22 protein-coding genes are annotated in these 24542 nt (G+C 62.0%); 10 read left to right on the forward strand and 12 right to left on the reverse strand.

Going from position 1 to position 24542, the window contains the following annotated elements; translation table 11 throughout:
• Positions 1–549: 549 nt before the first annotated feature.
• On the reverse strand, positions 550–948 hold the full coding sequence (locus R4P47_RS24005; RefSeq protein ID WP_317785966.1) for a hypothetical protein: 399 nt from the start codon (positions 946–948) through the stop codon (positions 550–552).
• 210 nt (positions 949–1158) lie between these two features.
• Here R4P47_RS24005 and R4P47_RS24010 point away from each other — a divergent pair, with 210 nt between their 5' ends.
• A complete protein-coding gene (locus R4P47_RS24010) occupies positions 1159–2163 on the forward strand; it encodes a hypothetical protein (RefSeq protein WP_317785967.1) in 1005 nt (334 codons plus the stop codon).
• A 21-nt stretch (positions 2164–2184) separates the two neighbouring features.
• Here the strand turns inward: R4P47_RS24010 and R4P47_RS24015 are convergent, their stop codons facing one another.
• The 9 genes from R4P47_RS24015 to R4P47_RS24060 form a co-directional block, all read right to left on the reverse strand.
• A complete protein-coding gene (locus tag R4P47_RS24015) occupies positions 2185–2469 on the reverse strand; it encodes a hypothetical protein (RefSeq protein ID WP_317785968.1) in 285 nt (94 codons plus the stop codon).
• A 279-nt stretch (positions 2470–2748) separates the two neighbouring features.
• On the reverse strand, positions 2749–4590 hold the full coding sequence (locus tag R4P47_RS24025) for a YcaO-like family protein (protein ID WP_411567385.1): 1842 nt from the start codon (positions 4588–4590) through the stop codon (positions 2749–2751).
• A gap of 2276 nt (positions 4591–6866) precedes the next feature.
• Positions 6867–7637: an ABC transporter permease gene (locus R4P47_RS24030; RefSeq protein WP_317785969.1), complete on the reverse strand. Its 771-nt coding sequence runs from the start codon at positions 7635–7637 to the stop codon at positions 6867–6869.
• Positions 7638–7687: 50 nt separating this feature from the next.
• Complete coding sequence (locus R4P47_RS24035) at positions 7688–8512, reverse strand: ABC transporter permease (RefSeq protein WP_317785970.1); 825 nt, start codon at positions 8510–8512, stop codon at positions 7688–7690.
• Positions 8509–9318: an ABC transporter ATP-binding protein gene (locus tag R4P47_RS24040; protein ID WP_317785971.1), complete on the reverse strand. Its 810-nt coding sequence runs from the start codon at positions 9316–9318 to the stop codon at positions 8509–8511. Before R4P47_RS24040 ends, R4P47_RS24035 begins: the two co-directional genes overlap by 4 nt.
• Positions 9319–9348: 30 nt before the next feature.
• A complete protein-coding gene (locus R4P47_RS24045; RefSeq protein ID WP_317785972.1) occupies positions 9349–10365 on the reverse strand; it encodes an ABC transporter substrate-binding protein in 1017 nt (338 codons plus the stop codon).
• 176 nt (positions 10366–10541) lie between these two features.
• Positions 10542–11801 (reverse strand): amidase, encoded by a 1260-nt coding sequence (locus tag R4P47_RS24050; protein WP_317785973.1) that lies wholly within the window; start codon positions 11799–11801, stop codon positions 10542–10544.
• Positions 11747–13564 carry a hydantoinase B/oxoprolinase family protein gene (locus R4P47_RS24055; protein ID WP_317785974.1) on the reverse strand — a complete coding sequence of 606 codons (1818 nt, stop codon included), beginning with the start codon at positions 13562–13564 and terminating at the stop codon, positions 11747–11749. The genes R4P47_RS24050 and R4P47_RS24055 overlap by 55 nt, the downstream gene beginning before the upstream one ends.
• A complete protein-coding gene (locus R4P47_RS24060; protein WP_317785975.1) occupies positions 13561–15642 on the reverse strand; it encodes a hydantoinase/oxoprolinase family protein in 2082 nt (693 codons plus the stop codon). Before R4P47_RS24060 ends, R4P47_RS24055 begins: the two co-directional genes overlap by 4 nt.
• 318 nt (positions 15643–15960) lie before the next feature.
• Between R4P47_RS24060 and R4P47_RS24065 the strand changes: the two genes are divergently transcribed.
• The 6 genes from R4P47_RS24065 to R4P47_RS24090 all read left to right on the forward strand — a co-directional run bounded on the left by R4P47_RS24065 (position 15961) and on the right by R4P47_RS24090 (position 21992).
• Positions 15961–16695 carry a FadR/GntR family transcriptional regulator gene (locus tag R4P47_RS24065; protein ID WP_243595429.1) on the forward strand — a complete coding sequence of 245 codons (735 nt, stop codon included), beginning with the start codon at positions 15961–15963 and terminating at the stop codon, positions 16693–16695.
• 132 nt (positions 16696–16827) lie between these two features.
• Complete coding sequence (locus tag R4P47_RS24070) at positions 16828–17391, forward strand: MaoC family dehydratase (protein ID WP_317785976.1); 564 nt, start codon at positions 16828–16830, stop codon at positions 17389–17391.
• Positions 17388–18605: a CaiB/BaiF CoA transferase family protein gene (locus R4P47_RS24075; RefSeq protein WP_094634840.1), complete on the forward strand. Its 1218-nt coding sequence runs from the start codon at positions 17388–17390 to the stop codon at positions 18603–18605. Before R4P47_RS24070 ends, R4P47_RS24075 begins: the two co-directional genes overlap by 4 nt.
• Positions 18602–19972, forward strand: coding sequence for an MmgE/PrpD family protein (locus R4P47_RS24080; protein ID WP_317785977.1), 1371 nt, complete (start codon positions 18602–18604; stop codon positions 19970–19972). The genes R4P47_RS24075 and R4P47_RS24080 overlap by 4 nt, the downstream gene beginning before the upstream one ends.
• A 26-nt stretch (positions 19973–19998) precedes the next feature.
• Positions 19999–21162 carry an acyl-CoA dehydrogenase family protein gene (locus R4P47_RS24085; protein WP_317785978.1) on the forward strand — a complete coding sequence of 388 codons (1164 nt, stop codon included), beginning with the start codon at positions 19999–20001 and terminating at the stop codon, positions 21160–21162.
• A complete protein-coding gene (locus tag R4P47_RS24090; protein ID WP_317785979.1) occupies positions 21159–21992 on the forward strand; it encodes an HpcH/HpaI aldolase/citrate lyase family protein in 834 nt (277 codons plus the stop codon). Before R4P47_RS24085 ends, R4P47_RS24090 begins: the two co-directional genes overlap by 4 nt.
• Positions 21993–21994: 2 nt before the next feature.
• On the opposite strand, the gene R4P47_RS24095 is transcribed toward R4P47_RS24090, so the two are convergent.
• Entirely contained in the window at positions 21995–22372 is a 378-nt protein-coding gene (locus R4P47_RS24095) for a DUF6941 family protein (protein WP_317785980.1), read from the reverse strand.
• On the reverse strand, positions 22369–23190 hold the full coding sequence (locus tag R4P47_RS24100; protein WP_317785981.1) for a hypothetical protein: 822 nt from the start codon (positions 23188–23190) through the stop codon (positions 22369–22371). Before R4P47_RS24100 ends, R4P47_RS24095 begins: the two co-directional genes overlap by 4 nt.
• Positions 23191–23275: 85 nt before the next feature.
• On the opposite strand from R4P47_RS24100, the gene R4P47_RS24105 reads away from it, so the two are divergent.
• The 3 genes from R4P47_RS24105 (at position 23276) to R4P47_RS24115 (ending at position 24534) form a co-directional block, all read left to right on the forward strand.
• Complete coding sequence (locus tag R4P47_RS24105) at positions 23276–23455, forward strand: hypothetical protein (RefSeq protein WP_149407820.1); 180 nt, start codon at positions 23276–23278, stop codon at positions 23453–23455.
• A gap of 108 nt (positions 23456–23563) precedes the next feature.
• The gene (locus R4P47_RS24110) at positions 23564–24118 is read left to right on the forward strand and encodes a DUF3558 domain-containing protein (protein ID WP_317785986.1); all 555 of its coding nucleotides are present in this window, start codon (positions 23564–23566) and stop codon (positions 24116–24118) included.
• Between the two features lie 14 nt (positions 24119–24132).
• Positions 24133–24534: a hypothetical protein gene (locus R4P47_RS24115; RefSeq protein ID WP_149407819.1), complete on the forward strand. Its 402-nt coding sequence runs from the start codon at positions 24133–24135 to the stop codon at positions 24532–24534.
• Positions 24535–24542 lie beyond the last annotated feature (8 nt).

The following is a 24542-nucleotide window of genomic DNA, read 5'->3' on the forward strand; positions in this document are numbered from 1 at the left end:
TCGTGCGCCAACGGGGTTCGAAGCGCAATCTCGACCGGCTCAGGCCGGCACATCACCGTGGAGAAATATCGAGGCTAACCATAACGGTATTCAGTGCCGACAAAAAGATTACGACCGTCAGTGGGCGATAGAGGTCTGTCGGACGAGAGGATTGAGCTCTTTCTCGCGCGTCTGCACCGTCCAGGTCGAGATCCCTCGTCGGATGCCGCGATGCTGACGGCCCGGCCAAAAATGCGTTGTGTCTGAAATGACATTCGCACCATGGCCATAAAGCGGGCTGACTTTTGCTGCCTCGTAGAGAATGAAAACTCATTTCACTGGCAATTACTACGAACCCGGTATAGAAAACGATGCGAGGGCCTCGTTGCCGCTTCATCACGCCTTGGGGACGCCGCGATTGCAGGAGCGCATCATTCTCGGTGTCGATTCTGTGGCTCCTGAGGTTTCCTACCTGATCTGGCATCGCGAGAATATTTACGTCGCGAGCTGATAATCGAGCGCGGAAACGCGTCGTCCGATTGCCAGGATCAAGACCGCCGCAGTCACATCTCAGATCATGATGTTGTACAAGGCGATTCGCCCGGGGATTCCCGAGTAGTCGACGATGAAGGCTGCTTGCGAAACGATCAACTCCAGTCCGCAGACGATCGCTAAGACGATGGATGCGATGCAATAGATCCGGTGCCAACGTGGCACCCCGTTCCGGGCGGATGCGAATCCAACGAGGATGACCACCGCGTGTCCGCACATGATGGCCAGCAGTGATCCGACACAGTGCAGGGCATTGGTGCCGGCGGCCCCCTCTCGGCCGCCGTGCCAGATCGCCACCAAGCAGATGCCGACACTGTGCAGAACGGCGCGTGCCAGTAGGGCGCATCGCGCACACTCCGAGACACCAGCGTGGAAAACGAGTATCGGGCAAATCGGGAACTGCACGTCGTGCAGCATCAGGTCGGAGTCGAGGAATATTTACAGCTGAGAGTCGACGGGCAGGTCGCTCGACACCGCTTCCTAGGGGATGCCCACGTCGCTAATGAAATACGTCGCGTAGTCGTAGGTCTGCCGGTCTTTACGTTTTGTAACCCTCCACCACTTACGACCGATACGGAGTCGACCATCATCGAAAGGGCTTGTGTGCGAATCCGAACGACAATCTTCGTGGCAGCATCTGTACTGGCACTCGGCGCAACGTCGTGCAGTGCAGACGACGACTCGACAGCCGCGGCGTCGACCAGTGTCACGACGGAGGAGACGGCCACCACCTCGACGCCGGTGTCGCCGCCACCTGCCTGCGAGGGCGCAGACGACGAGCCCACCGATAGCGACACGAGCATTCAAGACATTCTCGATTCCAACGGCGTCACCGATCAGATGGTTTGCGATCTCGGCGAGGTCACCGACGAAGCAGGATATGGACTCGACAACAGGAACACGAACTTCGAGGAACGGCAGGGATTCGCCGCCGTCGTCATCGACACCTGTACCGAGGTCGCGGCAGGCTTTCAAACGTGGGACGAGGTAATCGACGCCGATGTTGCCACCGGCGCTCCGCTCAGTGACTCCCAGCGCCTCAACGGCTATCTGCGAGAGGCCTTCTGCCCGGCACTGACTGCCGACTCAGCGGTGGCCCAACGAGTGCCAGGACCTGCCGAAGAGAACGCCGCGCGCGGCTTGGGTTCGACGGTCGACTGGTACCCGAGCCAGTACGCAGCGCTGCCCGAAAGCGACTGCGTCGCACGGTTCGGCACGTGGATCAGCCCGTTCTTCGGGTTCCAATTCGACGCGGAAACAGTGATGTGCACTCGCGAGCCGTACCGCGACAACGTCGTGGACCCGACGAATTGGGTCGGCCTGGATTTGGGCTCGCCCGTCTACGAAGACACCGCTATTGCAACCGCATTGGCGGTGCTTCCGGAGGACACTCGCATCGTGGACCGTCTGATCGGGACCAATTCGGACCCGTCGAGCTCGAACACGTGCGTCAGTATCGATGCGCAGTCCGTGTCGCTGGGAGACATCACCGGAGACGACGGTTACGTGTCAATCTTGCTGTATCCGGGCCGACAGACCGATCTCGGTTCATCCGACGTGTATGGCGGAACGGCGCAGCAAGTGATTGTCTCGACGGGCCGTGGCAACGAAGACCGAGACCCGGTGTGCTGAGCGAAACTGATTGACTGCGGGTCACAGCTCGGGCGCATCGTCATCGGGCAGCAGTTCGTCGGGGTAGCGGTAGTCGCAGCCGATTTTGCTGGGCTCGCTGGCTCCTTGGTTGTCTCGGAACCAGGTGACGCAGGTTTCCGCCGCCAGACGTCGATCTTTGGTGAACAGGTATCCATCGGTGCAGTCGTCGAAATGAGGGGCGAGGTACCACCGATCGAGCTCGACGTAGTCCGTGGAGTAGTCGGCGAACATCAGGTGTCCTAGTTTCACTCGCGAGCGCCGGACCATGAACACATCGTCGGCCATGACGATCAACTGGACGCACACCACGTCGTTCTCGTCGTCTTCGCTAGCCTCGGGCTTTCACGCTGGCGTGTAGGCGAGGCGTGTCAGATAGAAAGAATGTTGCTCTGAGCTGGGAGAATTCGACTTACCACAGTTGAAGTCCGACCAGCGCGAGGAGCACCATTCTGGTGAGCAAGTCTACGTCGCCGTACCCCACCCTGTCCGTCGACGCCAGAGGAACCGGTGTCGTGTCGCACGCCGGAGCGGTGACACTGCTCCGCACCGTCGACGTCACCGGACTCACCACTGCCCTGTCCCGGAACCTGTCACCGCTAGGCTGCGGTACCCGGCAATCCCCACCTCCGCTTCATGTAATGCTTTGACTACCGCACCGTGCCACATCGTTGAGGCTGCAGACCCGAACGAAAATGCTGGAAACTGTTCGCTGCTTCCGATAGCCACACCAACAACAGGCACTCCCTCAGCCATGTAGTCGAAGATATAGAGTTCGTACCCGAGCTGCCGCCAGTATCGGCGGCGATTAATTGCGTACTTCGGCAGGACATGATCTGGAACGATGGTTGGTGGCTGCTGGTTGTGCCATGATGCGAGCACAGAGTGGCGTTCTATCAATTCCAGTAACGCTCGGCTTGTCGCCTCTGCGGGATCGGTGTGAGTTGCAATCCCCGATGAATTCGCCGCCTGAAGCAACGGGCGGCCGAGAATCCTTGTCGACAGGGGGTAGTAGATAAGATCGACCGGTAGGTATTCTTTCGCGCCGGAGTGCAGATCTTGCGCTTCTGACCATTCGAGCACTCTATCGGGCCGATAGTGGTCTAAGTATGCACAAGCGTCGATCTGATTTGCGGTCAGGGGAACGAAAGCAGCAATGTCGAAGCTAGGATTCACCTCGGTGGCTGGCCCAGTTCTATCGATTCTTAGGTTTCCGGAGGAGTGTCGTTCTACGCATTCAACGATGGCCTTCGTACGGGCAGCGACGATCGACGCGCCAGTGCCACCGCAAGTACGGTCATCAGCCAAGGAATTGGCGTAACCGTTAGCTGCACGCAAAGTTGCAAGAACTTGGTGGAAGGAAAGGTCCCCGGGGCGGCGCGACTGATTGGTGGTGCCAGCTCCCTCTACGAGTTTTCCTTCGCCAACGAAAAGGTGATCAAGCTCGTAGTGCAGTGATTCGAGGTCGACATCTGGTTGGGCGTTTATCGAGGAATGACCAACCGCTACAGTGACAATGGTTCGGACCTGAGGCGTGCTGTCGCCGAAGAGTAAGCGGCTCATCGCGTAGTCATCGTAGCCTCCGAAAACGAGGCTTCCCAGCCCGCGTTCGGTGGCTCCGTCTACCAATCGTTCGGCTGCTATGCCCGCCTCGATCAGGGTGTACCGCCATCCGCGGTTGGCATACTTCTCGGTCTGCCGATGCATATCACCAGAAATCACAATCACTGCCGGTGCATTGTGGACACAGTCCTCTCTGTTCAACGCGTAGCGTAGTTCCTCTGGGCTGGCATCGCCTTCGGCGGTAATCAGGCTGTGCGTAGGTGAGTGATAGTGGTAGAGACCCTCGGGTAGCTCACCGACCGCTTTGTTCAGAACTACACTCAATCGAATCGGATTCAGTCCGCCTGCGGACGGCGGCCGAGCGCACATACGATGCAGCAGTGAGGACAGGAGATCGAGAGATAGTGGCTTGTCGCTGTATGCTCGACATGAGCTGCGTTCTTTTGTGGGAGGGCTGGGAGTACCGAGCGTAAACCCCTCGCCGGCAGGTTCCCAGCCAGAAGTGAGTTCGTACGCGTCGTATTCTCTAATTCGCATGTCCGATGGATACTGTAGAGGGTTGTCGCTTAGATCCATCAAATGATTATGCTGGGATCTGGAATCAACAAGCACGCCAAGACGCACGAGGTCGTGGAATACTGCGCCAATTAATTCTTGGCCAATACCGCTTGTGGCAGAGGACTTTTCAATCACCTCGTTCTCCGTACGATGCCCATTCGTGTAGCGGAGAATTGCCCAAATGGCACCTACATGATTATTGACAGTAACGGTGGTCAACCCGTTCCGAATCTGCAGGCTTCTGTCAACCGACACCACCGGAATCAACTGCAAAGGGCGAAATGGCACAACTGCTCCGTGTTCTGAGTGCGAGACGACAACAATTCACACAGATGTGCCGAGCAGTCGCACCTCGGCACATCCGCGTTTTCTAGCGAACGTCAGCTTGCGACGAACGCGTGGCAGCCGCCGCCGCCGCCGCCGTTGCTGGACGATCCGCTGTTACCGCTGTTCCCGCTCTGGCCGACAGTTTCGTCGGTTCGGACCGAAACTGACAGCACTGCCAGATTGTTGAACTTTTCCATTTCTCTCCTCCTCTCGAGGTCTGTGCATACTGGTCGCCGCATTCAGCGGAGATCCGACCCCACTGGTGCTGACCAGGTTGTCGCGGATGGACAACTATTACTCCGGCTGACGCCAATCGCAACAAGAGCTGCTTGAACTACCGGCGTTTCCGGTTGGCTGGTGTAGGCACGGCCCGTTAGCACCCACATCGGTCGTGACGGACACGGACAGGACGTTCAAGTCAAAATTTGTTCCCACGTTCGTAGCCTTTCGTATATTTATCGGCCGAACCGTAAATCGAATGAGTCGGTTTCGAAATAGGTCACGGTGTGCGACTCGGTGTAGTTCGTGCGATCGTCTGCGCGATTAGTCGGTTTAACGTTTGCGTCAAATTCCTTCTGGGTGGTTACGTTCAACTTTAGTATGTGCATCTTTGGTCGTCTCACGCAGAACCTTCCGGTCGGAATTGGCAACAGCTGCTATTATGCTCTATTTCTCCAACTTCGCCTCCCGATTCTTTATGTATCTACTTCATAGGAGATGGGCGTAAGTGTTTCGATTCTTATTTTCTTCAGTGCCGATAGCGCTAATGTACGAGTAGCGTGCGGTTGCTGAAGTTGAAAGCATGGCCTCGGGTCGTGCTTTCAACAACGCTTCGCGAATGCCGAAGCCTTCAAAGTGGTGTGAGCTGGTCGACCAGACTGAAAGTGATAGAACCGGCAGCGATTTGGCCGGCAAGTGTCACTGACCGACAAGTGCCCGATGATGAGAAAGAGCACGCTAACTCCTTAACGATTTGGACCAGGCACCTGTCCTCTGCAGATGCACCCTTGTTGAACTCACCGCAAAAGTTGTCCAGCAGCAGATCAACCGGATAGCCTCGGCTATTCTGCCTATCCATTCCCATCAGCCTCGAACGTGGTGCTCGTGGTGACGACTCGAGGAGGAGTTCACGACGCGGTTTGCAGGCCGGGAAGTCATGTGCTCTTATCCAGTGTCGAGGATCCTATGCGTCGATTCGCCGAGTGCGCAAGGGGGGAGAGGGGGTCAATTGTCAAACACCCGGTCGCGGGCAGCCGTTAGATATGCAAAGTTTTACAACATCTTGTATCGCGGCTGCGAGGTGCAGGACCGTTGTGTGTGGCCTCCGACTCTGGTCGCCAGAAAACCTAGCGGTCGGAGCTCAAATGCTTTTGGTATCGCGGTTGAGCACGTTCCCTACACATTTGCTGAATTTATGCAAGCCGATGTCAACTATTGCATTCAACTGAACGACAAGAGGGCGCAGCGGAGGAGTAGGGCTGCGATTAGGCAGTGTCCGTCGACGGTGGAGTAAAGGTGGACATAGCGCGCTCGTGCACTTTCCTTTTTTCATACACTGAACGGCTCTCGCCACTATGCTGCCTTTGCCGGTGCCACCAGCGAACCAGTGGCGACACCGGCGGCAGCCGCTTTCACGGTGTCTCATGACAGGCCAAGTTCGCGGGCGATCGCTGCCACGGTCGTGCGGTCGAGCATCAGGCGGCGTATGTGGACCGCCGCACAGCGGCGGTTGGCAGACCACCCAGCCCGTCCCAGTCGGGCGGTCTTGTGGCCCAGATTCGATCGACTGGAACGAAGATACGGTGTAGCGCTACCTGAGTACCCGGCCCCTCAGCTGCGACGGATGCCCGACAACAGGAACGTTGATCCATCTGCGCACTACCCGGTCACAGCATTCACCCTCCACGCCGCAGTTCGGGCATCGATGCGGCACCGTTGTGTTCGCAAAACACTACCGTGGTGTCGCCGTCTATCGCCGCGCTGCAGATAGTGACATCGAGTTCACGGTGTGCATGGTGGTGTATGCGACGGCGGAACCTACGACGGTCACACTATCGGACACACGACTACCCGATTTGTGACTACGTTTTGTGACTACTCGCTGGAGGAACCTCAACATCGGACTCTGGGAGCCCGTCTCATCTCAACGAGACGACCCACCTGACTGGGCCACTACGCTTCGACGTGCACCTCATTTGCGGAGGAGCTGGCAATACCGACGACTGAATATCGGGAGTTCACCGACCGCCATACTTCGAGGTGATGCGACTTTCCAACCATTGCAACGCAATCGTGGGTGGCAATGCCATCACGAGTATCAGCACAACCGTGCCCATGATGTTCTCCATCCGCACCAGGCTGACGTTGCGGAGCAGTTCGTATCCGATGCCGCTCGACGACGAGAACATCTCGGCGAGAAGCAGTCCCAGGAATGCCAAGCCGAAGGTCATGCGCATACCGGTGGCGAGTGCCGGGAGCACTGCCGGAATCACGATCTGACGGATCAGCCGGGGCCAGCTCACCTGTAGCGATGCCGCCATCTTGAGGTGGATTCTCTGGACCGATGCCGTGGCCTCGACGGCGACGAGGAACATCGGGATGAAGGCGGCGTAGAAGGAGAATCCGAACCGGCTCAGTGCGCCGATGCCGAGGAACGACAGGAAGATCGGATACAGCACGATCTTCGGGATGCTGTTGATCGAATAGACGATCGGGGCGATGGTTCGGGTCCAGAACGGACTCAGGCCCAGCGTCAGACCCAGCAACGAACCCACGACGGTACTGGCCAGAAACGCGAGCACGAGGATGCGCAGTGAGTCGTAGACGTTGACTCGGAAGTCTGCGTTGCCCATGTCCTCAGCAAGCGAACTCATGGCTTCGGCGGGCGTCGGGAAGATGAGACTGTCGACGAGGACGGCCGAGACCCACCAGATCAAGACCGCGACGACGGCCACGACGACGGGTGGCAGGAACCGTCGAGCGTTGGTGCGGCCCGCGGACGAGGTCACCTTCGGGGGAATTGTTGGGGCGGTGGCTACTCTGTCCAAGGTGCTGCTCATCAGCGGTGCCTCCAATCGAATCGGTTGAGCGCGAGAGAGATCAGCGAGGTCGAGAGCAGAGCGATCAGCGCCACGATAAGGATCCCGGCATACATGTCGGCTATGTCGAACCCGTCGTAGGCGATCGAGATGAAGTGCCCGAGCCCCTGCGTCGACAGGATGAACTCACTGGCCAACACCGAGATGACGGCGTACGAGAGTCCGAGCTTGAGTCCGGTCACGATGCTCGGCAACGCATACGGAAGCAGAACTGATCGGAAGTACTGCCACCGCGTCAACATCAGCGTGGTCCCGAGCTTGGTGACGATCGGCGACACCGAGTTGAAACCGGTACGTGCATTCAACGCCACCACACCGAAGGCGAAGATGGTGGACAGAATGGCGATCGGAGCCACACCGGCACCGAACAGCACCACCATGATGGGGTAGAGCGCAAACGTCGGGACGGCGTAGTAGACGTTCAGATAAGGCTGAAACGCCCTGTCCCACAATTCGTACCGCCACAGAACGTAGGCGGCGGCGACGCCGAGTACGGAACTGAGCAGAAACGCCAGAACGATGATGCCCAGCGTTCGGCCCAGCTCGTCGATCAGAAACTCCGGGTCGGTCAGCAGACTCAGCGACGTCAAGATCATGTCGGTCACCGGAACGATGTCCAGCGGTGAGGCGAAGAACCGTGCGGAGATGTCGATGGCCACCAGTGCCGCGACGAGGATGAGCACGGTCCATCCCCATGCGGGGAGACCGAGTTGTCTGGAGGGGGCCGGCCGGATGTATCCGGGAACCACAGAGGCGCGCGTGCTCTCGCGCGTGGGGGCACTCATGGTTCGATACTCATCGTCTTCTTGGCTTCGTCCCGCAGCCGCGACCAAATACGTTCGTGCAGAGCAACAGCCTCGGGACTGGCCAGTACATCTTCGGACCGTGGACGCGGGAGGTCGATGTCCACCTCGTCGATGAATCGGCCGGGCCGAGCACTCATCACCAGCACCCGATCGGAGAGCAGTACCGCCTCCTGGATGCTGTGGGTGATGAACAGGACTCCACACGTGAGCTTTTCGACGATCTTGAGTAGCTCGTACGACATCACCAGTCGCGTCTGCTCGTCGAGTGCACCGAACGGCTCGTCCGCAAGAATCAGATCGGGTTCCATGGACAGGCACCGCGCGATGGCCACACGTTGGCGCATACCGCCGGACAACTGGGTGGGGTAGTGGTCGCCGAACTTGCTCAGCCCCACGGTGTTCAGCAACTCGTCGGCGCGTGACCGACGTTCCTTCTTGCCGACACCCCGGACTTCGAGAGCGAACGCGACGTTGTCCCGGACGGTCCGCCAGGGCAACGTCGCCGATTCCTGGAAGATCACTGCCGTCTTGGACCGAGGGCCGGTCAGCGGTTGGCCGTCGACGTGCACGGTGCCGCCGTCGTGATCCTGTAGGCCGGCGAACACTTCGAGGAGAGTGGACTTACCGCAGCCACTGGGGCCGACAACGGAGACGAATTCACCACGGCCGATGGACAAGTCGATCTCGTGGAGGGCAGTCACGTCGCCGAAGTGTCGCGACACCGACGATGCGACGGCGATGGCGGAGGTGGTGTCGGGGCGGGGTCGAGTCGCTGCTTGGGTCACGTCGCTACCTTCTGGTGGTGGGAAATGCTGTCAGGAGTCGCAGTCGCCGGGAACATCGTTCTCGACTCCTTCGGCGAGGAACTCCGGGTCGAACAGAGTGCAGAAATTGGGTACGCGATCGCTCCCCGACGCTTCGACGCCGTCCTGGGCGGATTCGACGGATGCTGTGTCGAAGCCGCCGCCCCACGTGCCGACCGACGACGCGCGTTGGACCACTGCGGTGGCCGACTCGACGTCGAATCCTGTGTAGTTCGCGTAGATCTGGGCAGCGGCAACAGGATCGGCCTCGATCGACGCGACCGCCTCGGTGTAGCCGGCGTTGATGGCGCGCACGACGCCGGGGTTGCTCGCGGCGTAATCCTTGGTCGTGGTGATCGTCGACTGCAGGAACCGCGACATGTAGTCGGGACTACTGACGATCAGCTTGAAGTCCTCGGGTCGCTGTTCGGCGACGATAGAGGGGACGAGGGCAATATCGACGTTGCCGGCTTCGAGAAGTGCAAAGCCCTCGCCGATTCCGCCGGAGGCCACCCGCTCGATCCGGCTCGGGTCGACGCCCGCGATCGAGGGCAGCAGACGCGTCAGAGCGTCGGACGCTGAGTTGGGGCGGGTGTAGGCCCAGCGACGCACGTCCTCGATGGTGTTGATGTTCGGATTCGAGGCGAGCGCGTAGAAGTTCATCGGATACGGCCCCTGGGTGCCGCCGCCGACGATGCGCAGCTCGGAGCCGGCCGCATCCGCCTGCACGATCGACGGGTAACTGACCTCGCCGATAGGGATGTTGCCGTCGAGCAGGGTTCGCATCGTCGCGCTGCCGCCCTTGCCCGGCACGATGTTCTCCACGATCACACCGTGCTTCTCGAACAATCCCTGCTGCTGCGCGACAAGCCAAGGGATGCTGTAGATTTCGGCCGCCGCTGAGACGGTGACGTCGATCGTGACCGGGTTGGCGGGGTCCGCGTCGGGACCGGGATCGGATCCACAGGCCACCAATGCGGCGGACAGCGTCAGTGCTGCCATGATGGACGTGGCTCGGCGTAAATGCATCTGCGTCCTCGCTGGATGATCGGCTTAGCGCTTACCGAAGTGGGAGTGGCGGCTGTCGCACGAGCACTCATGGTGAGACGTACGTAACAACTGGGTTCAACCTAAACATAAGATGTTTAGGGCGTCAAGACGGCCTCGTTCGGCCTGGATCGCGGAAAATGAGTCCCGCGCGTCAGTTAAAGATCTGATGTATGCGACGGATTTGTCCGATGCCAGTCGGTCACCGACTGATAGCGCTCGCCCACGCCGAACAACGCGCCCTCACGGCGCGATGCAGCGGTGAGTTGCGCTCCCACCGGCATGCCCGAGGACGGGTGGAATCCGGCCGGCAGGGCCAGCGTCGGACCGTCGTGCAGAGACCACGGGTACGTGAACTGACCCATCCGGCGTGAGAGAGCGACAACGTCGTCACCCCCGTCCCTCGGTGGAACGTCGACGGGCATGGCCGGGGTCAACACCACGTCGACAATCTCGAACGTCGCGGCCATGGCCTCGCGAAATCGGTCGCGGCCAGTGAGTGCACGGTCGCGGTCAGCATCGGAGATGCTCAGGCCCAACGCTATTCGCTCACGGGTGGCGGGTTGGAAGCGGGAAGGCACGGTGTCGAGCCGCTGCCGATGGCGGCGAGCGAGGTCGCCGTACACGATCGTATAGACGATGTCCTGGGCGTCGGCTGCGTGCTCGAGTTCGATGGGGACGATCTGGTACCCGAGTTCGGCGAACGTGCGCACCGCGGCCGCAACGGTCTGCGCGACGCCGGGGTCCACGTCCGCGGTGAGGAACACGGTGGGGACACCGATGCGCGTGACGTCCGAGGGCTCGGATGGGCTGGCGGAGAGGACGTCGAAGAGTGCCTTCACCTCGGTGACCGACCGCGCCATCGGGCCGACGGTGTCGAACTGCTCGCTCACCGGGAACACGCCGTCGTTGCTGATCGATCCCGAACTCGGGCGTAGACCGGTGATTCCGCATGCCGCGGCGGGGAGGCGCACCGACCCGCCGGTGTCGGTGCCCAGGGACGCGTCGACCAACCCGGCGGCGACGGCGATCCCCGATCCGCCACTCGATCCGCCGGGCACCCGGGTGCGATTCCACGGGTTGTACGACGGGCCTGCGGCCGAGTTCTGTGAGGTGACGCCGACGGCGAACTCGGCCATGTTCAGTTTCGCGACCACCGATGCGCCTGCATCACGCAGGCGGGTGACGACCTCGGCGTCCGACTCGGCGATGTTGTCCTCGAGGAACTCCGACGCGCAGCTGGTCTCGACGCCGGCCACATCGATGTTGTCCTTGACGCCGATGCGCAGGCCGGACAGGGGCCCTGGGGTGTCGTTCCGGTCATCGATCCACCGGACGACACCGCCGAAGGTCCCGTCCTCGATCAGGCTGCGCTCCGGGCGCGGAGCTCGGCCGTCGCGTCCTCGTCGACCGTCCACGAATCGGTGTTCACGACCACACCGTAGTCGCGTCGAGCATCGTCCTCGGTGAGGTACTCGTCCCAGACATCGCTGAGTACCTGGAAGGGATCACGCTCGAACGGGTTTCCGAAGCCGCCGCCCGAGGGCAGTTTGATCTCCAGCGTCTCACCGGAACGAATTGTCTCCTGAGTGACCTTGGAGTACAACACTTCCTCGCGATCGGTCCCGGCGTTTCTGGTGAACGAGCCGGACACACCGTTGTGTCCGCCGAGAGCGCCGGCCGGCGGATCCGACCGGTTATCGGCCTCGGAACCGAGGAACGTATCGGTCTCCATCAACCACTTGCGCACACTGCCGATACCGCCGCGCCACTTGCCCGGTGCGGGCGCCTCGTCGCGCAACTCGTACCGCAATGCGCGCATGGCGTGGTTGAGCTCGAGCTCCTCGATGGGATTGTTGCGGGTGTTGGCCATCAGGGCGTCGATGGCGTCCATGCCGTCCTTGCCGTTGCGGCCGCCGTACGAGCCCTCGTTGATTTCGATGTAGACCCAATAGGATTCGCCGTCCGGCGCGATACCGGAGTAGGCGATGGCGCACAGCGCGGCGGACGATCCCGCGATCGCGTGATCCGGAAGCACCGGGGCCAGAGCGAGATTGATCGAATCAAACACGCGGTTGACCTGCGAGAACCGCGCGAAGCACGACGCGGGGAAGTCCGGATTGAAGATCGTCCCCTCGGGGGCATAGGCCTTGACGGGTCGGAAGCACCCGTCGTTCTGGGGAACGAATTCCTCGGTGAGGTCCTCGTCGAGCAGGATCGTCCGAATGGCCGAGACGGCCACCGGTAGAACCGAACCCTCGAACGGGACGTTGAACGCAGTGGGCACCTGGCTGTTGGAGCCGGTGAGGTCGATGAGAATGTCCTCGCCCTCGACCTGCACCCGCACGGCCACCTTGAGCGGTTCGTCGCGGTTCTTACCGTCGTCGTCGAGATATCCGATGGGTGCGGTGTAGCTGCCGTCGGGAATCTCTCGAATCTTTTTGCGCAGCATGGATTCGGAGTAGTCCATCCAGCGTTCGCCCGCGCTCATCACGGTGTCGAGGCCGTACTTCTCGAGGAGCTCGGTGAATCGTTTCTCCCCGATCCGCGAGCACGCGATCAACGCTTCGAGGTCACCGCGGTTCTGCTCCGGTGTGCGCACGTTGTCGAGGATGTGCTGAATCAGGTAGTCGTTGCGGACCCCGGCCTCGTAAATCTTCATCGAGTCCATCAACTTGCCCTCGGCCCACACGTCGACGACGTCCATGCACAGGCCGGGGAAGTTGCCGCCGACGTCGGACACGTGACCGGTACACCCGGCGAAGCCGATGTGCTCGCCCTGCCAGAAGATCGGAATGATCACGCCGTAATCGGGGGAATGGGCCGCACCGTGGTAAGGATGGTTGTGCAGCACCACATCTCCGGGCTTGTACGTTCCGGCGAGGCGACGGTTCACACCCTTGATGTAGGCGGGAATCGAACCACAGTGCATCGGAGTCGAATCCGACTCACAGAGTTCACGTCCGTTGATGTCGAAGATGCCCGCGCCGAGGTCCTCGGACTCTCGGATGAGCGAAGAGTACGCCATGCGGTAGAGCACCTGGGCCATCTCCTTGGCCATCGATTGCAGGGCTCCGCCGATGACGCGCAGGGTGATGGGATCGACCTCGACGTCGTTCCAGGTTCGAGTGGATTCGCCCGCCAGCGACACTCCGGTGGTGGGCATCAGCGCCTTGCTCATGCGGGGTTCCTCTCGATGATGATGTGGCCGACGGCGTCGACGGTGGCGTGCTGGTTCATGCCGATGATCGTGGTGGAATCGAACTGCTCGACGATCGCAGGACCGTCGATCTCGTTGTTCGCCAACAACAACGACCGCTCGTAGACCGGGGTGTCCACCCATTGCGGCGCGGACGTCTCGTCCTGCCAGAACAGCGCCTGCGTCGTCGTCTTGATCGCGGCCGAGGAGTCGGCGGTACCGACGGCGATGTCGGCGATCTGCACGTGGGGGACCGCACCCACGCCGGTGACTCGGACGTTGATCAGCTGTACGGGCTTGTCGTCGAACCGCTGTGAGTAGGTGCGGCCGTGCACGTCGTGGAATGCCTCGGCGACGGTCTTGACCCACACGTCGTCGATGTTGCCGTCCGGCGCGGCGACGCGGAGTTCGTAGCCTTGGCCGACGTAACGGCAGTCGACGCTACGTTCGAGCGAAATGTTCTCGGCCACGACGCCGTCCTTCTCGAGCTGCGCGACGGCGAGGGCGGACAGTCGCTCGACCTGCTCCTGCAGGAGTTCGATGTTCGGGTCTGCGGACGACGTCCACACCGTCGTCGGCTCTTCGTAGCGGATGTCGGTGGTGAGCAGGCCGACGGCGGAGGTGATGCCGGGATGGCCGGGGACGATGACGCGCGGGATGCCGAGCTGGTCGGCGATCTGCCAGGCGAACAGCGGCCCTGCGCCACCTTCGGCGATCAGTGAGAAGTCGCGGGGGTCATAGCCTTTGCGGACCGAGTGCAGGCTGATCGCCTCGGTCATGGAATGGGCGAGGATCTTGAAGATGCCCATCGCGGCGTCGTCGAGTGGGGTGTCGAGTTTGTCGGCGATGTGCGTCTGAATCGCCTCGCGTGCCAGCTCGGGCTTGACCTCCATGGTTCCGGACAGGAAGCTCTTCTCGCGCAGCCATCCCATCATCACCATGGCGTCGGTGGAGGTGGGTTCGGTGCCGCCGTGTCCGTAACACGCCGGTCCGGGAACGGCACCCGCACTGCGTGGTCCGACGCGGAACATGCCACCGTCGTCGACCACGGCGATGGATCCGCCGCCGGCACCGATGGTGTCGACCTCGGCCATCGGCACCATCGCGTGGTAGTCACCGATGCGGGTGTCGAGCAGATGTTTCATGCGCAACGCGCCGTCCGGTGCCACGCCGACGTCCGCGGAGGTGCCACCGACATCGAGGGTGATGACACTTGGGTATCCGGACGCCTTACCGATGGCGCAGCCACCGAGCAGGCCGGCGACCACACCGCTGGTCAGGAGTGAGACCGGGATTTCGCTGGCGCTGCGCGAGGTGACGAGCCCGCCGGCCGAGGTCATGAGGTGTACGTCTTCGCCGACTTGCGCTGACTTGGCCTTACCGGCGAGATTCTCGATGTACTTCGAGGTCTTCGGTCCGATGAAGGCGTTGAGCGCTGCGGTCGAAAAGCGTTCGTACTCTCGGTATTGCGGGGCGACCTCGCTGGAGAGTGAGATGAAGACGCCCGGAAACTCCTCCTCGATGATGGCTCTGACGCGCTGCTCGTGAGTCGGATTCCGGTATGAGTGCAGGAACGCGACGGCAATGGCCTGCACTCCTCGGTCACGCAGCAGGCGAACCTGTTCGCGCACAGCATCTTCGTCGAGCGGGGTCAGAATGTTCCCTGCGGCGTCGATACGTTCCGGGACCACCCGACGGTTGCGTCGCGGCACGAGCTGCCACTTCTGCCACGGAAGATCCTGGTAATTCGAGTAGTTGAGCGGACGCTTCTTGCGCGCGATGTGCAGCAGGTCGCGGAAACCCTCGGTGGTGATCATGCCGACGTCACAGCCGTTGTGCTCGAGCACGATGTTGGTGGCCACGGTGGTGCCGTGGAAGAACATGTCGATCTCGGACGGGTCGATCCCGGCGCGTTCGGCGAGAACTTTGATTCCGTCCATCGTGCCGATCGAGGGGTCGTGGTTGGTGGACGGGGTCTTGTGCACGACGACGGTGCCGTCGTCGTCCCACAGGACGAGGTCGGTGAATGTGCCGCCGACGTCGACTCCAATTCGTTTCATGTTGCGTCCGTTCTGTCGGTGCCCGAGTGGAGCGGGAAGGCGTGCTCCGCGTGTCCTACGAAGTCGTTGTGGTCACGGCTGAGGTGACATGAGTCATAGTGCTGATGATCGGCGAGAAAAGCAATACCTCTGATGTATTGGGGCCGAATTCTGAGGATTTGCGGCCCGGTCCGAGTCTGTGCTGTCGATTCCTTGCTAAAAAGCGGATGTATCGAGGGTCGAGATCCCCGCATCTCGGAGCATCGGCCAGGCTAAGCTCGAGCCGACCAGCACCCAACCGGTCAGCAGAAGCAGTCGAGCGACAACCAGGGGGAAGACGTGGCCCAATCGGCACCGCTCAAGGCAACAGCCAAGAGCGTCCCCGCGTATGCGGTTCTCGCGGGACATCTGCGCACTCGCATTCTGTCCGGTGAGCTGCAGCCAGGTGAGCGGCTACCCGGCGAGGCAGAGCTGACCGCCGAATTCGGCGTCGGACGCAGCACCATCCGAGAAGCGCTCCGGTCGCTGGCCAGCCAAAATCTGATCGAGACGACCAGGGGAGTGACCGGGGGGAGCTTCGTGGCCGTCCCCAGCGTCGGGCACATCAGTGAGCACCTGGAAACCGGTGTGGCGTTGATGGCCGCCGCCGAGACCGTCACGGTCGATCAGCTGATGGAAGTGCGCAACCTGATGGAGGTGCCGGCCGCCGGCATCGCTGCGTTCCGCCGCACCGACGAGCATCTCGAGCAGCTCAACGCGTCGATCTTCGACCCCAACGACGTGCAGGGCCCAGAAACGTTCACCAAGAACCAGGAATTCCACCTGGTCCTGCTCCGTGCAGCGCACAACCCGCTGCTCGAGCTCATCACGGCTCCCGTATTCCGAGTGTTATCCGGCCGCTTCGGCCGCGACCACGCACCCGAGGGCTTCTGGCAGTGCGTCGACAGCGACCATCGCGGTCTGCTCGACGTGGTGGCCGCCGGAGATTCCATGGCTGCGATGGACCTGATGCGTAAGCACCTCGACCACCTCGGCGACTCGTACCGACAGATGGACCGACTGCGCACCTCCTGAAACATCTGCTCTTTACGGAGCGATCCGTCGCAAAACTTGTCGTCCACCGGTTTCGTCGAACCCTTGACGCCGTAAACATCTGATGTTTATGGTCTAGGTAAGGCACTCGCCAAACTGACACGAGGAGACACGGTGGCAATCCATCCGGCCGTTCTGGGGCGCTTCTTCGACGACTACGCCGTGGGGGACGTCTACCAACATCCCTTCGGGCGGACGATCTCGGAGACCGACAACACGTGGGTCACCCTGCTGTCGCTCAACACCAACCAGAACCACTTCAACGCGCATCTGGCGTCGCAGAACCCCATCACCGATGGGAAGGTCATCGTCAACTCCGGCTTCACAGTCTCTGTGGTGCTTGGGCTTTCGGTGATCGACATGAGTCAGAACGCGGTCTCGAACCTCGCCTTCACCGACATCAAGATGTCTCACCCCGTCTACGCAGGTGACACCCTGTACGCCGAAAGCATCTGCACCGGGTTGCGCAAATCCGAGTCGCGCCCCTACGCCGGCATCGTTTCGATGATCACCCGCGGCCTCAATCAGGATGGTGTTGAGGTCATTTCGTGGAAGCGCTCGGTCATGGTCGCCACCCGCGACAGTGGCATCGGGCAGAACTACTTCCCCGAAGCGAAGAACGGACCGCTCGAACTCCCGGCAGACCTTGAACTACAGACGAAAGACTCCGACGCATGAGGCCACTCGAAGACGTCCGCATCATCTCCCTCGAGCAGTACGGCGCAGGCCCGTTCGGCAGCCTGCATCTGGCCGATCTGGGCGCGGATGTCATCAAGATCGAGGACCCGAGTGTCGGCGGGGACGTCGGCCGCTACGTCCCGCCCTACAACGAGGGCGAAGACTCGCTGTTCTTCGAGAGCTTCAACCGCAACAAGCGCAGTCTCTCCCTTGATCTTTCGACCCCGAGCGGGCGAGCGGTGTTCGAGGACCTCGTCCGCACCAGCGATGCCGTCTACTCCAACCTGCGGGGTGACGTGCCCGAGAAGATCGGCATCACCTACGACCAGCTCAAGCACCTGAACCCAGCGATCGTGTGCTGCAGCCTCACCGGCTTCGGCATGACCGGCCCTCGCGCGAAAGAGCCCGGCTACGACTACATTCTGCAAGGCCTCGCCGGCTGGATGAGCGTCACCGGCGACCCGGACGGCCCGCCGACGAAATCCGGTCTGTCACTGGTCGATTACTCCGGTGGATTCGTCGCCGCCATTTCGTTGTTGTCGGGATTGCACGCTGCCCGGCGCGACGGCATCGGTGGTGACTGCGACGTCTCGCTGTACGACACCGCGATGTCTCTGCTCACGTATCCCGCGACGTGGCATCTCAACGCAGGCTTCGAGCCGATCCGCACGAAGAACTCCGCTCACCCGTCCCTGGTTCCGTTCCAGGCGTTCGAGGCAACGGACGGCTGGCTCATCGTGGGTTGTGCGAAGGAGAAGTTCTGGGACCGCTTGGTTGTCGCCATCGATCGACCGGACCTCGGTGCCGATCCACGGTTCAGCAACTTCTCGCTGCGCGGCAAGCATCAGGACGTGCTGCTGCCAATCCTGGAAGAGGTGTTCGCCACCAACACCGTCGAGCACTGGCTCTCGAAGCTCGGCCCTGCCGGGGTCCCGACCGGGCCGATCAACGACGTCGAGCACGCCCTGACCGAACCCCACACGATTGCGCGCAATCTCGTTGTCGAGACCGAGCATCCGGTGTACAACACGGTGCGTCAGGTCGCGTCCCCGGTGAACTTCGGTTCCGAGGCCAAGCAGTACCGCCGTGCGCCGCAGCGCAACGAGCACTTCGACGACATCGTGCGTGACCAACTGGGCTACGACGACGAACGGGTAGCGAAACTGAAGGCGGAGGGTGCTTTCGGAACGGCGAAGGACGAGGTGCGGGCGTGACCTCGACGATCCTGGCGGAGTGGGCATCGAGTGTCACCGTCGCCGATCTGTCCGAGGACGTCCGGCACGCGGCCGCGCGTCACCTACTCGATGGCGTCGGTAATACCGTTGCGGCCCAACGTCTCGGCTACGGCCGACCGGGCTGGACGGTGGCCGACACATTGGGCGGACCACCCGAGGCGCGGCCGCTCACCGGCACTCGAGGACTGTCCGCGCCGGCCGCCGCCTTCGCGACCGGGGTGATGCTGCACTCTCTGGACTTCGACGACACGCATGCGGGAGCACTGGTGCACGCGACGGCAGTCTCTCTTCCCGCGGCATTTGCCGTCGGGCAGCAGGTGTCGGCCTCCGGGGCGGATGTGCTGACCGCCGCGACTGTCGGCCTCGAAACCGCCTGCCGCCTCGGCGAAGTGAGTCCCCACGGATTTCACGCTCGGGGCGTGCACGCGACGGCAGCGGTGGGACCGCTCACCGCCGCACTCGTGACCGGCCACCTCTCGAAATTCGACACCGAGACGTTGATCAACGCCCTGGGTATCGCCGGGTCGTCGAGTTCGGGATTGCTCGAATTCCTCGACACGGACGCCGACACCAAGGCATTGCATCCCGGGTCGGCCAGCATGAACGGTGTTCTGGCCGCCCGGCTCGCCGCTGCCGGTGCGACCGGACCCTCGTCGGTCCTGGAAGGTCGACGCGGCATCTACGCCGCATTGACCGATCGGCCGACGAACTTCGCAGCACTGACGGACGGACTCGGCACGCGGTGGGAAGCAACCCGGATCGGCATCAAGCCGTACCCCAGTTGCCAGCTCATGCACGTCACGCTCGACGCAGTGACGAAGGCGCTCGGGGACAATGCGGTTCAAGCGCGCGACGTGGCCGACATCGAGGTGTTCGTTCACCCCGATTCGAGCCCGTTCGTCTGCGGACCGAACACCGGGGTTGCGTCACCGCGCAGCACCTACGACGGCAAGTTCGATCTGCCCTGGAGTGTGGCCGCGCTACTGCACGACGGATCGATCACCGTCTCGACCTACACCGACGAATCCATCGCGCGTGAGGACGTCCTCGTCACCGCCCGCAAGGTACGGGTGACGAACCTGCCGTCCGAGGTTCCCGCGGCGGCCGCGTCGGGCAGGGCGGTTCTCACCCTGACCGACGGACGAGTACTCGACGCCTCCGTCGGCGGCAGTCAGGGATCCGCCGGGTTCCCGTTGAGCGACGACCGTCTGCTGGAGAAGTTTCTCGGCAACTGCGGCAACGATTCTCGTGCTACCGAGCTCGCCGACCGCATCCTCGGGCTGGTCGACGAAGCCGACCTGACCGCCATTCTCGATCTCGCCGCTGCCATCGCGCCGGCACCCTGACCACAATCGATCGACAGGACATCATCATGGACTTCACGTACGACGAGCAACAGTCGGCCTTCCGTAAAGCATTGCGCACCTTCGTCGACAAGGAAATAATTCCCGTCGCCAACGAGTGGGAGAAGACGGGCCGATACCCCACCGAGATCGTCGAACACATGAAGGCCATGGGTCTGTTCGGCATCACGACGCCGGAAGAGTACGGCGGCCTCGACCTAGACAAGGTCTCGTTCACCCTCGTTTACGAGGAGCTGGCCCGCGGATGGATGGGTGTCGCTGGGATTCTCGGCAGCCACAACCTCTCGTGCTGGATGATCGGCAAGCACGGCACCGAGGAGCAGAAGAAGACGCTGCTGCCCAAGCTCGCGTCCGGTGAATGGCGTACGGGAGTCGGCCTCACCGAGCCCGGTGCCGGCACCGACCTGCAGGGCATCAAGACCACCGCCAAGCGCGACGGCGACCACTACGTCGTCAACGGTGCCAAGACGTGGATCACCAACGCACGCCACGCGAATGTGCTTCCCGTACTGGTCAAGACCGACACCTCGACCACGCCGGCGCACAAGGGTATGTCGCTGCTACTGATCGACACCACGACCGACGGTTTCGAGGTGCAGCGCGACATGGGCAAGCTCGGCTACAAGGGCACCGAATCGTGTGAGATCACGTTCACCGATGTGCGCGTCCCCGTCGATGCGCTGCTCGGTGGTGTCGAGGGCCGTGGTCTGCAGCAAGCATTGTCCGGCCTCGAGATCGGCCGTCTCAACATTGCCGGTCGCAGCGTCGGCATCGCGCAGGCCGCCTACGACGCTGCCCTCGAATACGCGAAGCAGCGCACGGCATTCGGGCAGCCCATCGCCGAGTTCCAGGCCATTCAGCTCAAGATCGCTGATATCGCGACCCAGCTGCAGGCCGCACGTCTGATGACGTACTGGGCTGCATCGCAGGCAGATTCGGGTAAGCGCGTGGACATGGAAGCCGGCATGGCGAAGTACTTCGCCTCCGAGGCCGCCATCACCGCCAGCCTCGAAGCCATGCGCATCCACGGTGGCTACGGCTACTCCACCGAGTTCGTCGTCGAGCGCCTCTACCGCGACGCCCCGCTGATGGCCATCGGCGAGGGCACCAACGACATCATGCGCACCGTCATCGCCAAGTCCCTCGTTGCCGGCACGGGAGTGATCGGATGAGGTCGGCTCTGACCTACCTCTACGTCCCCGGGGACGTGCCGGAGCGCTTCGACAAGGCACTGGCATCGGGTACGGACGCGGTGGTGTTGGATCTCGAGGACGCCGTGACTGCTGCGAACAAGGATCATGCTCGCGCGACCGTGGCCGCATGGGTGGCGGCCTGCGACCCGGGTGACGTGCAGATTTGGGTACGCGTGAACCCAGGGGCATTGCAGGAGGCCGATATTCGCGCGGTACTGCACCCGAACCTGACTGGTATATGGCTGCCGAAGGTGTCGTCTGCTCGCGAGATCGAACAGGCCGACGCGCTTCTGGCGGGTACCGACGCTGTGGTGTCGCCCCTCATCGAGACGGCCGCCGGAGTGTTCGCCGCTCTAGAGATCGCCCGTGCGCCTCGGGTGCGGTTCCTTCAGATCGGTGAAGTGGACCTCGCCGCCGATCTGGGCGTTGACGGCTCCGCGGAGTCACTGTCGTTCGTGCGTGCTCAGGTGGTCGCAGCCAGCGTGGCGGCGGGAATCGATCCGCCTCCCGCGGCGGTGTCGCGTAACTTCCGCGATGCCGATGCGTTCGAGGCCGATACTCGTGCGCTGGCCGGTCTCGGTTTTGTCGGGCGTGCGTGTATCCATCCGGCTCAACTCGCCCCTGTGCGCACGGTTTTCGTGCCGTCGGATGATGAGGTCCGTGAGGCAGGGGAGTTGCTGGCCGACCTGGCACGTGCAACCTCGGGAGTCGCCGTCGACAGGAAGGGATTCCTGATCGACGAGGCAGTTGCCCGCACTGCTCGACGGGTCGTGGAGCGGGGTGCTGCGCGGGAACCGGTGGGCACCTGACGTCAGCCGAAGGCGATGCGCAGCCCGACGCTCGCGGTGGCACCACCGGCGCTGAGGATGAAGTTGTGCCGTCCTTCGTCTCGGAACACCATCTGCATCGGCAGAAACCAGAACCGATTCTCGCCGGTGAAGCCGGCACCGGGGATCTGCAGGCCTCGCTGATTCACGATGTGTTCGCCGTTCGCGTCGAGCACTTCGAGTGTCGCGGGAAAGTCCTTACCGATGTCGTCGGGTCCCGTCTGCAGCAGCGCGACCAGTCGGCATTCGAGCATGCGGGTCTGGCGGGGAACCGTGCAGGTATCCCATACGCCGCCGAGGATGTCGAGCATGTCGTTGGAGGCTCGCGCGTACTCGGCGAAGAACAATCCGGTGATGATCATCGGTTGCGATCATCCGTTTCGTAGTATCGAAGTGACTTCATGGCGTCCAGGACGGTCGGGCGCAAGGGTGCCGGCACCTCGTATGTCCCGTCGCAGACCAGCCACCCGTCGGCGATGAATTGGTCCAGTAGGCCGCGGAGCATCAACGCAATGATGTGTTCGTACAGATCTCCGGAGTGGGCCGAACCGACTTCCGGGAGCTGCGTCCTTGGAGTGCTCGTCATCGCGGCGAGAACTATCTGTCCGGCAACGACATCGGGGACTTGCGACTGGCGGCGTGGGTCCTCGCTGAGGAAGTACCGGCGGACGACGTGCGAGAGAGCCGTCCGGTGGGCGGCCAGCGAGCCGGGAAGTGAGTGGGCGAACTCGTCGGCCCAGGGGCCGCGTATCGCCGTAGTGGATGTCAACTCGATCAATCCGGCCGCCGTCGCCGCATCCCACAATGTCATCAAGTCGCCGATGTCGCGCATGGATCGTGAATTCCGCGCTCGCGCGTCCAGATCCACCCCGGCGGCCTCCGCCAGCTCGCTGACCGACCCGGGCCGGGGAACACCCGTGCCGGTGATCGGTCGTGACGTACCGAGCCAGTCGAGGAGCGAACGAAGCTGCGCTATCGGCTTCGATGCGGTCAGCGCTGCAAACTCGTCCTCGGCGGTCGGTGGTGTGAGCTCGATATCGTGGGGCGTTAGTCCTTCGACCGGGGACTCGACTGTCGGCTCGATGTCGTCGGCGAATTCCGTGTCGGTGGTACGGGATCCCCGGCGACCGAACAGTGGAATCACGCGAGCGAGGTTGCTGTCTGTTCGGTCGGAGGGCACGAGCACAGCATAGGAAAAATGTGGGCCCGACGACGGTACGAGCCGAACCGCAGGTCGTCTCCTGGACACGTTTATGCCGGTCGCGGTGGACGGCAACGATGAGCAGGTTCGCGAATACGAACAGAAGTGGCTCACCGAGTCCATCCCCGCTCTCGAAGGTTGGACGCCACGCGATGCCGCGGCAGATCCGACTTTTCGCGATGAGCGTACGTCGACTGCCCGACATGCTGGATCTGTGAAAAACGCGTCGATGCTGCTCGCCTGAGGCCAACGAGGCACGGGCCGCACCTGCGTCCGATCCAATGGAACCGATGCGCCGGTAGCCGCGTCCAACACCAAGGACGGGTTCCAAGGACGGAGTGCTGTGAGCAAGATGCGATTGCTGATCGGGAGTGCGGTCGGACTGATGCTGGTGGCAACCGGATGCGGAGGGGCGACCGAAGACATTCCCCCTGCGGGCCCGTCGACGACATCGGTGACGACAACCGCGCAGGCCAATGGTGCGTGGGATCCGTGCACCATCCCAGACGCTGCCATCGAAGATGCGGGCTTGGCGGTAGAGACGAAGTCCTCGAACTTGGTAGGGGATCTTCCGATCTCGGAAGACTGGATGACCTGTTTTTGGACGAACCCACTGCCGACGCCGTGGTACCACCTCGGAATCTTCTCGTCCACCGAAAGCCTCGACTACCTACGTGGGCGGGGACCGTTCGAGGCTTTCGAGCCAATCGAGGGACTCGACGGCATGCGCTTCCAGCGGACCATCAAATACGACGAGGTCAACTGCGGTGTTGCATTCGGCCACTCGGGTGGCGTCGTGTACCTGAATCTCGATGGGATCGTCATGACACCAGCCCTTGGCGATCCGTGTGTCGAGGTCGAACGGTTGGCGCGTTCGCTCCGACCATCCATGCCTTCATCGAACTAGCGGGGGAAGAATCGATGGGTTCAGAGACGAACGAACTTGCGGCATCGATGCAGCAGTGGCAGTCGCTATCGAGTCAGGCCGAGTCCGGGCAACTCGAGATTCCAGACGGCGTGGCGTTTCAGTGCGACGAGGTGTGCGCTGCCTACATCAGACACTTGACGGAGATGTTGGCGAAAACGAAAAACTTGGTCGACGTCAAGGCATTCGGCACCTTGGATTCGGCCAGGCAGCTCGGCGAAAAGTTCGAGAGGATTGCCTTCAGTGGTGATCGATCGCTGCACGTTGTGCTGATGCAACACATCGAGGTCATCGAGCTGATGCGGTCGGTGTTCAAGCGCTACTTCGACGAGGCCGAGTACACCGATCAGCGGACGTTGAAGTCCATCGGCGAGATCGCGGAGGGTCTGGGCAAGTGACTTCATAC

It is taken from the genome of Rhodococcus sp. IEGM 1370, from assembly GCF_033142325.1.
Taxonomy (GTDB): Bacteria; Actinomycetota; Actinomycetes; order Mycobacteriales; family Mycobacteriaceae; genus Rhodococcoides.